Raw genomic sequence first — 12,001 nt, 5'->3', positions numbered from 1 at the left:
GTGATTATAAGCAGATATATGCAGGTGATGCGCTATTTTCGCCTGAAGTGTCTATCGGGCTGCACGCCCAGCAGCGCCAGTGGTTAAAGCGAGCATTAATTGATGCACAGCAGTTAGGCAAAAAAAACAATCGTAATGACCCATCATAGTATCAGCGCCTTATCAGTCTCTGAAAAGTATGCTACGCTGCCGAGTAACGCCGCCTTTGTTAGTGATTTATCCAACTGGATGCATAAGGATTGGGCGCCAACCCTGTGGGTACATGGCCACACTCACGAGGCATTTGATTATCGTATTGGTAATACTCGTGTAATTGTCAATCCTCGAGCTTATCCTAATGAAGTGAGCAGTACTCCGATTGAGTTTGCATGGGACAGAGTAGTAGATATCGATTAGCATGCCTTGAATCGTGTGATTGGTTCAATACTGGCTCCATAATGATAATTGTAAGACATGACTATTTGATGTCCTATCTCTATATGATGTAACGATTATGACAGCTTGTTAGCGACACTTTTATGGCTAGTTGGCTCATATTTCGTTCACTACTACCCAATAATCTGCTACGCTAGCTGCCATGAGTAAATTTTCTGATTCATCACTTCCTGAGCAAGCCAATGCTCAAAAATCTCTTAAGATGAGTGCGCCTGCCCCCGCGCATTTGCCTGATAGTATGATTTCCTCAGTCAGCTTGTTACCTGAGAATAAGCGCTTGATCTTGTTTACCAGACACTCTTTACGTGAGCGCTCTGATGGTAACGGGTTTGCCAGCTACCAGCTGCCACTTACTCCTAGAGGGCGCATATTAGCGAAGTCTTGGGGGCGTTGGTTAGCAGGTCATCTGCCGTATTCTCTCGACGTAGACAGCATCTCAAGCCCTATTGGACGTTGTGTTGATACCGCGCAACTGATGCAAGAAGGAGCAGGGTTACAACGCGATATTGCGCACCAGTCGTTGCTGGTTGAGCCAGGTAGCTTGGTTACTGAGCCTGAGATCGCCAATGCAGTCTTTAAAGAGATTGGTGTACTCAACTTTATCAATCGTTTTTTGCAAGGGAATCTTGAAGGCACAAAAAATGCCTATCAAGGTGGTCTTGATATCTTATCGCTTTTTTATCAAAACCAGCCACAGCATGGGCATTTAATGCTAGCAGTGAGTCATGATACGTTATTGTCTGCTTTTTTGGCGGTAATGTTCGATGTGATTGAGATTGATTGGAACGACTGGCCCAAAATGATGGAAGGCGTGTTTCTATGGTTTGATGATAAACCATTTGAGCAGGCTAATGCTTATTTCGTTTGGCGAGGTGAGGTTTATGTTCGCCCGATCAATACGTTAATGGACAGCTACCGTGCCGCTGGTTTTCATCCTAGCAAGCTATTGTTGCCCCCAGAAGTGAAATGGACATAATATTAAGCTAAAGATTATATTGCTTTTTTGACTATGATATTTCGGATAGATATAAAAAAACCTTGCCACTAGGACAAGGTCTTTTCACGATCAGCGTTAACGCCACTGATCTTAAGCTTGTAGAGCTTTGATAGCTTTGTTTAGACGGCTTTTACGACGAGCAGACTTATTCTTATGAATAATGCCTTTATCAGCCATGCGATCAAGGACAGGTACCGCTTTCTTGTAAGCTTCGGTAGCTGCGTCATAATCTTTAGATTCGATTGCCGCATCAACACGCTTTAGATAGGTACGAACCATAGAGCGTTGTGACGCTGAATTTTGGCGACGTTTGGTGTTTTGACGGGCGCGTTTACGAGCTTGTGCAGTATTAGCCACGCGTATCTCCTTTATGAAAGACAGATAAAAATATGAATGTTGATTGCAATAATGGGTTTAACAATCATTGGTGACGAGCAGCCGTCTCGTCAAGCATGATGTCGATGTTCAATATCAGGTTTTCTAATATTAATGAATCATCGTAAGCGTCATAGCTATTTGGAATAATTAAATAGCTATGACGTGTAAAGCCGGACATCTTAACAAATTATTGCGCTTAGAACAATATATTTGATCATCAAAGCGAAAAGAAGTTGTATGTAACGCTATGCTAATACGTATAAAGTCTAAAATATAAATAAATAACTGATGAATAGTCGAACCATTGTTAAAAACTCTTACAATAAATCATGAATAGTAGCGACAGTTATAGGGTAACTTAGTTATGATACTGCGCTATGATATCGAAACGGTACGATTTGACGGTTATAAATAGTTTTTATAACATTTTACGACTATGATTAAATGGATAGGATATGCAGCGAAAAGCAATTTTAATTGGCGCAACGGGCTTGGTGGGTCAGCATCTTGTCAAACAGCTTAGCGAACTCTATGATACATTAATAGTCATTGCGAGACGTCCACCGCGGTATATAAACGCTAGCATGAGATTCTATCAGGTCAATGATTTTGATAACTTAGCCGACATTTTTGCAAGCGTTGGTGCAGATGCTACAACAGATGCATTTAGTTGTCTTGGTACAACTAAGAAGCAAGCAGGCAGTGATGAGGCTTTTCGAAAAGTAGACTACGACTATAATGTGAATTTTGCCAAGTTATGCGTTAATAAAGGAGTTAAAAACTTTTTTCTATTATCTGCGATGAATGCTGATGTTGATAGCCGGTTTTTATATAACAGAGTAAAAGCAGAGACTGAGCGAGCTATTATGGAACTGGGGTTTGAGCGTTTGGCTATCTTTCGACCTTCATTATTATTGGGTAAGCACAAAGGACGACCGATAGAAAGCATCACTCAAAAAGCTTTTAAAATTATCTCACCTTTAGTCTCTGAGTCATTACCGCTGCACCCTATTTCAGCCAAGCGTGTTGCAATTGCAATGGCAATGACAGCTCATGATATGTACGAACGTCGCAAATACAGTGAATACCGTATTGAGTCAAAGCCTAGTATTACTGACATCATCGAAAACAAAAGGATGCTGACGATGACTCGTGTCAAAAAGTAAACCAAAACACTATCATATCGTTTGGTTGAAACAATTTATGAACATGCTTTTTAAAAAGTAATAGCCTAAGCATTCAATCAATAATAAAACAACACTAACCATCGTAAGACCACAAAATAGCTGATAGTCATTAACAAGGAGTAAATAACTATGTCAGAATCAACAGCAATGAACAAAGAGAACTTTGTCACCTGTGATCTATTGGATGCCAACCCTGAATCACAAGTCTGTTTACCAAACATTGAAGGTAAGTCGTTCTATAGCTTTGGCGCCAAAGATAAATTCTGTGGCGAGATTGTGACTGTCAAATGCTTTGAAGATAATAGTCGTGTAAAGGCGTTGTTGAATAGTGACGGTAGAGATAAGAATGGTGAAGGCAAAGTATTGGTCGTTGATGGTGGTGGCTCGATGCGCTGTGCGCTGCTCGGCGACATGATTGCACAGTCAGCGATTGATAATGGCTGGGCTGGTGTCATTGTGTATGGCTGCGTCCGTGATGTCGATGACATGGCGCAAATGGATATTGGTGTGATGGCATTAGGCTGTATTCCGCGCAAATCAACACGCCGAGATGAGGGACAAACAGGTATTGAAATCAGCTTTGGCGATTTAACGCTTAATTCTGGTATGTTTATTTATGCTGATAACAATGGCATTATTGCAAATCATGAGCCTTTAATAGCGTAAACTATTATGGTTATCAAACTGCTGCGAGGACAAATAAGCATATATTGCCAGTGGTTATAAAGACAAACCCCAGTTCAAATTATAGAACTGGGGTTTTTGGTTAGAAGTAAATGACTTATTAGTATTTTTCAAGCTCTGAGAGCAGCTGTTCGCGCGCTCTATAAATCCTGCGTAAGCCAAGCCATAGGCTGATACACATAACGATCAACACTGAGGTAAAAGGTAAGCCTGTGCTTACTGAGCCTGCTTGGATGGTTTTTAGGGCCTGTGCGCCGCCGCCATAGAGCAGAGCAATAGCAATAAGACCTTGAGCAACCGCCCAAAATATACGCTGATATATTGAAGCTTCAAGTTTACCACCTGCCGTAATCGTATCAATTACTAAGGAGCCTGAGTCTGATGAGGTCACAAAAAACACCATTACTAGAATAATAGCAATTAAAGAGGTAATGGTTCCTAAAGGCAGGTTTGCCAGCATCTGAAACAAGGTCAAGGAGGCATCACTAACACCCTCTGCCAGCTCACCGACTTGATGGTTATATTGACTCAATCCTGACTGTCCAAATACCGTCATCCAAACGATGGTCACAAGCGTAGGGGCTAACATCACTGAGGTGATAAACTCACGTACTGTACGGCCTTTTGAGATACGAGCGATAAACATACCCACGAATGGTGACCAGCTGATCCACCACGCCCAATAAAATACAGTCCAACCGTGAAAAAATTCATCATCACCGCGGCCTACAGGGTTGGATAAGGGGATAATATAAGTGGCATAATCAACAGCGGTCGCACCGATTTTGCTAAGCAGTCCAAGTGAGTTGCCAATGAAAAACACAAACAGTAGCAAGGCTAAAGCGACCATCATATTGATGTTACTCAAAAGCTTAACCCCGCCATCAAGGCCACGTGCTACTGATATGGTGGCAAGAGCAGTCACCACAACTATAATAGTAATCTCGAGAGAGTTACCCGCAAAATCCCAACCAAACAAATAGTTAAGTCCGCTGGCTGCTTGCTGAGCACCCAAACCTAGTGACGTCGCTAGACCAAATATTGTCGCTAACACAGCCAATATATCGATAATGTGGCCAGGCAGCCCCCACGTTTTTTCTTTAAAAATAGGATAGAATACGGAGCGCATGGTCAATGGAAAGCGAAAGTTATAAGCAAATAAGGCTAACGACAAACCAACTATCGCGTAGATACCCCAAGGATGCAAGCCCCAATGATACATGGTTGCACCCATAGCGGCACGGTAAGCTTCAGGACTGTCTGCTGCTACATCAAGTGGTGTACCTGCCCAACCGCTCGCATAAGCCAATGGCTCAGCCACACTCCAAAACATAAGGCCGATGCCCATACCAGCTGCGAACAGCATCGAAAGCCACGAGCGCCGATTGAAATCAGGTTTTGCATTCATACCGCCAATGCGAATGCTGCCATAGGGAGATACAATTAATATCAGGCTAAATATCACCATAATATTAGCTGTACTGACAAAGAGCCAGTCAAAACCATTGACCACCCAATCTTTGGTACCATTGAGCCAAGAATTGGCTATATTAGGCAGTAATAAAGCAAACAATACAAAGACAACAACGGCAATGGCGGTAAAGAAGAATACCGGTCTATGTAAATCTAAGCCCAATATCTCAGTGTTATTTTCACCAACTGTATGTTCAGTGGTATAGAGCCTGCGACGAAACTTGTCGAGAAGAGGCTTTGGAATCTGTTTTTGCTCGTTCATAGGTGACGAATCTCCTGATGAGTTAGTTGAGCTGGACACCATCAAAGTATCGACTATTCATTGCTAATCAATAGTTTTTGGCAGCTACAAGCTTTAGATTTTAGGTAATATAAAAATACTGTTGGTGCTTTATCAAGAGTACAAGCTGCTTAGTAGTTGAGCACTAAAGACTCAATAAGAAGCACGTATAGGAGATAATTGTTCAAAATACTACGCAAAAGTTCATTAAAAAATGAGTGTATCTGAACAATAGAAAGTTAGCTCAAACTAAACTTTAAAATGGGAATTTCCAAAAGCGTGCCATGTTAACAAACCGTTTAGTTTTGTCAAATCGTAGCAGACTATCAAAGTGGAAATTAGTTTTGGTCAATTGCGAAAATATTCGTATAATAACTGCCAGATTCTTAAATAGATCCTACCTGCTATGTCTATCACTGCTTTAACTGACGCCTTTGCTCCCATTAATGAGCAGCTATTTCCTATTCAGAACTCGCAGAGACGCTGGCTTGCACCCGTACATGGTGCAGTAGGCAGTCTATGGCTGGCAAGTTTGGTCAAAACGACTATGTGGGAAGTGGCAGATCGTTTAAAAGTGGTTGTGGCTCGAGATCAAAACCAGCTTAACCAAATAGAGACTGAGCTGGCATTCTGCGGAGTCGATGCTTATGTTTTCCCTGACTGGGAGACGCTAACGTATGATGAGCTGTCTCCGCATCAAGACATCGTTAGTGAACGAATCAACTTATTGACAGATATGCCAACATCGGGCGTACTACTTATCTCAGTACAGGCTTTGATGCACCGCGTTGCACCGCCTAGTTGGCTGATTGGACAACACTTTGATTTAAGTGTTGGTGATCAATTTGATATTAATACTCAACGTGAGCTACTGGCAAAAGCTGGTTACCGTGCAGTTGACAATGTATTTGAGCCAGGTGAATTTGCAGTACGTGGTAGCATTATTGATATTTTTGCGATGGGTCAGCCATTTCCACTGCGCCTAGATTTATTTGATGATGAGATTGAGACGATTCGTTTTTTTCATCCGCAAACTCAGCGTACGTTAACCGATGATGATCTAAAGGCTATGGTCTCCGGTAATGATAAAAGTATGGGTCAAGAGTCATTATCGTTATTACATAAATTGCCTGATATCTCTAAACCTATTAAGAAGTTTCAAATACTACCTGCAAAAGAGTTTCCTTTAGAAGAGGGCAGAGACACTTTTCGCATGAATTTTGCTGCAATGTTCCCAAACGCTAGTAGCCGTAAATCTGAGCTACATAAAGATGTGATGGCAGGGATTGCAAGTAGTGGACTTGAGTATTATCAGCCGTTGTTTTTTGATCTAAAAGATTGGCAGCAAGAGAGTAGTTTATTTAATTATTTCCCTAAAGATGCTTTGTTTATCACAGATGAGCGAATCAATGAGCGCCAAGCGGATTACTGGTCGCAAATCCAGCGCCGTTACGAGGAGCGTCGTCATGATATTGATAAACCTATCGTAGCACCAGAGCTATTATACTTGCTATCTAATACGCTTAATGAGTATCTTAATCAATATCCACGGGTAATATTAAGCGCGCGCGAAGAGCTTGCATCTATGACAGATGTAGAAGCTACCAACGACAAAAAAGCAGCATCTGCAGCTGCTCAAATACAAAACAAGCAAGGCCTAGTGACACTGAGCGCCCAAATGCCGCCGCAATTGGCTGTTAATCATCAAAAAGCAGAACCTTTGGCAGAACTGTTGGATTTTTTGAATATGCAGGCGCAAAAAGATACGCCAGTATTAATCGTCGCTGAAACTGCAGGTCGCCGTGAGATTCTCATTGAGCTGTTCAAAGGTAAAATTGATATAAAAACTTACGACAGCTTCAAGGATTTTTTGGCAGCAGACAAGACTAGTGATAACAATTCAAGCCAAAAACCACATGTTGGTCTGACAGTTGCACCGATTGAGCGCGGAGTCTACGTTCCCGAGCGCTTGGTGCTGATTAGTGAGACTCAGCTGTTCGGTAGGCAAGTGTTGCAAACACGTCGTCGCCGACAAAGTGGCGTATCAGAAGAGTTCTTGGTCAAAAGTGTCACTGAAATGACGCAAGGCAGTCCTATTGTCCATATCGAGCATGGTATTGGTCGCTATAATGGACTCATTATTCTAGATGTGGGTGACGGTGAGCAAGAGTTTATTCATCTAAAATACGCTGATGATGCCAGTATTTATGTACCGGTGGCCAATCTACAAATGATCAGTCGTTATAGTGGCGGTGATCCAGCACTTGCTCCTCTACACAAAATTGGTAGCGGAAAATGGGATAAAGCCAAGCAAAAGGCATTGCAGCAAATTCATGATGTGGCAGCAGAGCTGCTCAACATGCAAGCAAGGCGCGAAGCCAAAGTGGGTATTCATTTTAAAATAGACATCTCACAGTATGATCTATTTGCCAGTCAATTTGCTTTTGAAGAAACCCCGGATCAAGCCAACGCTATTCACGCGGTTATCGAGGACATGAGACAAAACCAACCGATGGATCGTCTTATTTGTGGTGATGTGGGCTTTGGTAAAACAGAGGTTGCCATGCGGGCAGCATTTATTGCCGTGAGCGCCGGTTATCAGGTTGCAGTGTTAGTACCGACTACTTTGCTTGCAGGCCAGCACGAAGACAACTTCCGCGACCGTTTTGCTGATTGGCCTGTCCGTATCGAGACTTTATCACGGTTTGGTGGTAAAAAGCACCAGGGTACGGTACTGGCGGATTTGGCTGCTGGTAAAGTTGATATTGTGATAGGCACGCATAAGCTGTTACAGCCTGACGTCAAGTTTTCTAACTTGGGTTTGATGATCGTTGATGAAGAGCATCGCTTTGGTGTGCGTCACAAAGAGCGTATTAAGGCTATTCAGACTGATGTAGATAGTTTGTCAATGACAGCGACACCGATACCTAGAACGCTTAACATGGCGTTATCTGGTATGCGTGATATGTCTATTATTGCAACCCCGCCTGCACGTCGTTTGGCCATCAAGACGTTTGTCATGCAAAAGACAGACGCTTTAATGAAAGAAGCTATCTTGCGTGAGTTGCTACGCGGCGGGCAGGTATACTTATTGCATAATGATGTAGCGAGCATTGAGCGCATGGCAGAGACTATTCGCGAGCTGGTACCAGAGGCGCGTGTAGGGGTCGCTCATGGACAGATGCAGGAGCGTGAACTTGAACAAATCATGCAGCAGTACTACCATAAAAAATTCAATGTTTTAATTTGCACAACTATTATCGAAACTGGTATCGATGTGCCGAATGCCAATACTATCATTATTGAGCGCGCTGACAAATTTGGTCTGGCTCAGCTGCATCAGTTGCGTGGCCGTGTCGGTCGCAGTCATCATCAAGCATATTGTTATCTATTAGTACCATCGCTTAAGGGTCTCAAAGGTGATGCCAAACGTCGTTTACACGCGATTGAGCGCGCCAATACATTAGGTGCAGGCTTCATGCTAGCGAGTGAAGATTTAGAGATTCGCGGTGCTGGTGAAATCCTAGGCAAACAGCAAAGCGGTAATATGCAGGCAATTGGCTTTAGTCTGTATATGGATATGCTCGAACGGGCTACCAAAGCCATTAAGGCAGGTAAAGAGCCAGATTTGAGCACGCCGTTGTCGCTGACCAGTGAAATCAATTTACATAGCTCAGCATTGATACCAGAAGAGTATTTGCACGATGTGCATCAGCGCCTATTGTTTTATAAACGGATCAGTAACGCGGATAGTAAAGAAGCCTTGATTGATATTCGTACTGAAATGATAGATCGTTTTGGGGTTCTGCCAGATCAAACCAAACAGCTATTTGCCATTCATGACCTGCGCTTACAAACAGAGCCATTAAAAATTAATAAAATTGATGCCAATAGCCATAGTGTGACCTTAGAATTTGCGCCTGATACACCAGTTGACGCGCTGGCAATCATTAAATTAATTCAATCTGATGGTCAGCGTTATCGTATGAATGGCGCTTCAGGTATTCGTTATAATGACGCAGATAAACTTGAGACAGCGCAGCAGCGGGTTACTGCTATTCAAGAGCTACTGCATTATTTTAGCGAACATACAGTAGCCGAACCCGCTTAAATATAAGTCCGATTTTTCTAGTCAAGGGCGCTATATTGTAATCACTTAGACGCAATTGAGTACACAGTTTTGATAAACTGGTACGATCAGCAGTAGGGATTTGTGAATGTTCAACACGCCTTCACAGATAACTGATAAAATAGCGCCATTATATATAGCTGTTAACTGATTTTATTGAAGTTTTATAACAAGAGAAGCCGTTATTATGTTCCAACTACATCCTAAGCTTGCTGCTGATAGTTTTTTAGTAGGGGATTTTCCCTTGTCGACATGTCGTTTGATTAACGATTGTCAGTTTCCCTGGTTGATTTTAGTGCCACGTGTGTCTGGTATCAAAGAATTGTACGAATTGTCTGAATCTGATCAAGCACAATTTTTACGTGAGTCAAGCTGGTTGTCAAGTCAACTCGCCAAGACATTCCAAGCTGACAAAATGAATGTGGCAGCACTTGGTAACCAAGTTCCACAGCTACATTTTCACCATATAGTGCGCTATCAAAATGATCTGCAATGGCCAAATCCAGTATGGGGCGTACCTGCAGTACCATATACGAAGGATGTATTGGCACAAATGCAGCAGACACTGATGATTGCATTGCGAGGCCATCATCAAATGCCATTCGATTGGCGTATGTAGTCATTACTCAATAGCTAGATACAGTGCTTGGCAAATGGTTACGCTTATATTGTCTGCGTTGTTCTGTTTTTGCTTTTGTTATAACAAGAACATTACCTATTGATATTACTGAATGAAAGTAGATCATATTTGAGGTAGGTAATGTTTTTTTTGATTGCTAATGACGTATATTGTTAGCAGCCTATGTTGTTAGTAATTTATACAATATCAAGCCATATTTTTACTACTAATAAATCAGCTATTTTCTCCTTTATTTTACTATTAAAGTTTAACACTTACTCATTTAAGACTTTTTAACTCTTTCCAATCCAAGCGACCATCAAATATGCCTTTTTCAGGTAGATTGAAATCACCGACTTTATTGAAAAATCAAGAACATGCTCGGTTTGACTATCCAGAGATATTAGTCTTACTGCTTACCGTAGCACTTGTTGCTATGCATTTCGAATTTAATTCTATTTCAATGGCACTTTTTGCTATTGTAAGTTTGCCAAGTCTAATGATCTTGGTTTATAACTATCAGCGTCAGCCAAGCTTTTGGACGTCTAATATCGTCGTAGTGCTATTTTCGACAGTCATTGGGAGTATGCAGTTTTGCACGGTATTGTCACTTAGCTTGTCATTGTTGATCGGCATTCGAATCATCTTAAGCGAACCTGAAAATCGACTTAAACTGATTATAGTTTCTGCTGTTACCGCTATCATGTTTTACTATGTCAGTATTACGCTAAATAGCGATATGATGATTTGTAATGAAGACCTTATATCACCCACCATTCTATTAGCTAGTATTATTACTATATTCTGGCAGTTTTGGGGCATATATCATAAATATCTAAGATATGAAAAAACGGCAGAGAAAGCAAAGGGACGACTCAATACTTTAGTATCGGTCATTAGTAAATTAACCCGCTTTATACCTCCGCAAGTCTGGCAACCAATCGTAAAGTCGGACAGTATCGTAGATGTGAATAACAAACGAGCCAAGCTTACGATTATGTTTTCAGATATTGCTGGGTTCACTGAGTTGTCTGATAGTTTAAGCTCTGACAACCTAGCTGATATTTTGAATACTTATATGAAATGTATGACAGTCATTGCCAATAAACATGGCGCGATGCTAGACAAGTTTGTTGGTGATGGCATGATATGTTTTTTTGGTGAACCAAATAGTCGAGGGACGCGGCAGGATGCATTGGACTGCGTGGCCATGGCAATCGACATGCGCCGTGAAATGCGCAGTTTGCGACAAGAATGGCGTTTAATGGGCTTTGAAGGACTTTATGTGCGCATCGGGATCACTACGGGATACTGCCATGTAGGGAACTTTGGTAGTAATAACCGCATTAGTTATACTATTATCGGTAAAGAGGCCAATCTTGCATCTCGTCTTGAGTCGATAGCAGGAAAGGGAGACATTCTTATTAGTCAAAGAACTTATGATTATGTCTGCCACGATTACGAATGCGAATATGCAGGTACCTATCAATTAAAAGGTTTTGATAGCAGTATTAATGCTTGGCAAGTGCTGGACCCTGATGCTAATAAAGGTCGCTTATCCAAGTGGGTAGATCATACGCTACCTGGTTTTAACTTACATCTAAATTTTAAAGACATGCAAAATTATGATTATAAAGAGATTAAAAACAAACTAAACTTTGCGCTTGAACGTATCGAAAAAGAAGAAAAAGAGCATTCTTTAAACAACAAGTAACTGATAAAGAGAGCAATCTATTGTAATCATTATATTTTATAGATGAAGAATATTAACCCTTAAACTAATTAAAAAGCCAGCTATTACAATATAACTGCTGTTGGC

At 41.5% G+C, this 12,001-nt stretch carries 9 protein-coding genes; 7 read left to right on the top strand and 2 right to left on the bottom strand.

The genetic code is table 11. The features are described from left to right. The first annotated feature begins 135 nt into the window (after positions 1 to 135). Positions 136 to 396: a hypothetical protein gene (locus tag PENNN9_RS07515; RefSeq protein ID WP_227511758.1), complete on the top strand. Its 261-nt coding sequence runs from the start codon at positions 136 to 138 to the stop codon at positions 394 to 396. A gap of 181 nt (positions 397 to 577) precedes the next feature. Beyond that, entirely contained in the window at positions 578 to 1,411 is an 834-nt protein-coding gene (locus tag PENNN9_RS07510; protein ID WP_058369083.1) for a histidine phosphatase family protein, read from the top strand. Between the two features lie 111 nt (positions 1,412 to 1,522). Here PENNN9_RS07510 and rpsT read toward each other — a convergent pair whose 3' ends face one another. After that, entirely contained in the window at positions 1,523 to 1,789 is a 267-nt protein-coding gene (gene rpsT / locus PENNN9_RS07505) for a 30S ribosomal protein S20 (RefSeq protein ID WP_058369082.1), read from the bottom strand. 476 nt (positions 1,790 to 2,265) lie between these two features. Between rpsT and PENNN9_RS07500 the strand changes: the two genes are divergently transcribed. Both PENNN9_RS07500 and rraA read left to right on the top strand, forming a co-directional pair. Then, positions 2,266 to 2,976 carry an NAD-dependent epimerase/dehydratase family protein gene (locus PENNN9_RS07500; RefSeq protein ID WP_058369081.1) on the top strand — a complete coding sequence of 237 codons (711 nt, stop codon included), beginning with the start codon at positions 2,266 to 2,268 and terminating at the stop codon, positions 2,974 to 2,976. Positions 2,977 to 3,126: 150 nt separating this feature from the next. Beyond that, on the top strand, positions 3,127 to 3,663 hold the full coding sequence (gene rraA / locus PENNN9_RS07495) for a ribonuclease E activity regulator RraA (RefSeq protein ID WP_058369080.1): 537 nt from the start codon (positions 3,127 to 3,129) through the stop codon (positions 3,661 to 3,663). A 118-nt stretch (positions 3,664 to 3,781) separates the two neighbouring features. Here the strand turns inward: rraA and PENNN9_RS07490 are convergent, their stop codons facing one another. Next, positions 3,782 to 5,416: a BCCT family transporter gene (locus tag PENNN9_RS07490; RefSeq protein ID WP_058369079.1), complete on the bottom strand. Its 1,635-nt coding sequence runs from the start codon at positions 5,414 to 5,416 to the stop codon at positions 3,782 to 3,784. Positions 5,417 to 5,840: 424 nt separating this feature from the next. Here PENNN9_RS07490 and mfd point away from each other — a divergent pair, with 424 nt between their 5' ends. The 3 genes from mfd (at position 5,841) to PENNN9_RS07475 (ending at position 11,896) form a co-directional block, all read left to right on the top strand. Beyond that, complete coding sequence (gene mfd / locus PENNN9_RS07485) at positions 5,841 to 9,545, top strand: transcription-repair coupling factor (protein ID WP_058369078.1); 3,705 nt, start codon at positions 5,841 to 5,843, stop codon at positions 9,543 to 9,545. Between the two features lie 205 nt (positions 9,546 to 9,750). Beyond that, positions 9,751 to 10,182, top strand: a complete 432-nt coding sequence (locus PENNN9_RS07480; RefSeq protein WP_058369077.1) for an HIT domain-containing protein — start codon at positions 9,751 to 9,753, stop codon at positions 10,180 to 10,182. A gap of 325 nt (positions 10,183 to 10,507) precedes the next feature. Further along, positions 10,508 to 11,896: an adenylate/guanylate cyclase domain-containing protein gene (locus PENNN9_RS07475; RefSeq protein WP_058369076.1), complete on the top strand. Its 1,389-nt coding sequence runs from the start codon at positions 10,508 to 10,510 to the stop codon at positions 11,894 to 11,896. Positions 11,897 to 12,001 lie beyond the last annotated feature (105 nt).

Source organism: Psychrobacter sp. ENNN9_III, assembly GCF_001462175.1.
GTDB lineage: Bacteria > Pseudomonadota > Gammaproteobacteria > Pseudomonadales > Moraxellaceae > Psychrobacter.
This window is presented reverse-complemented; position numbering and strand designations above follow the sequence as displayed.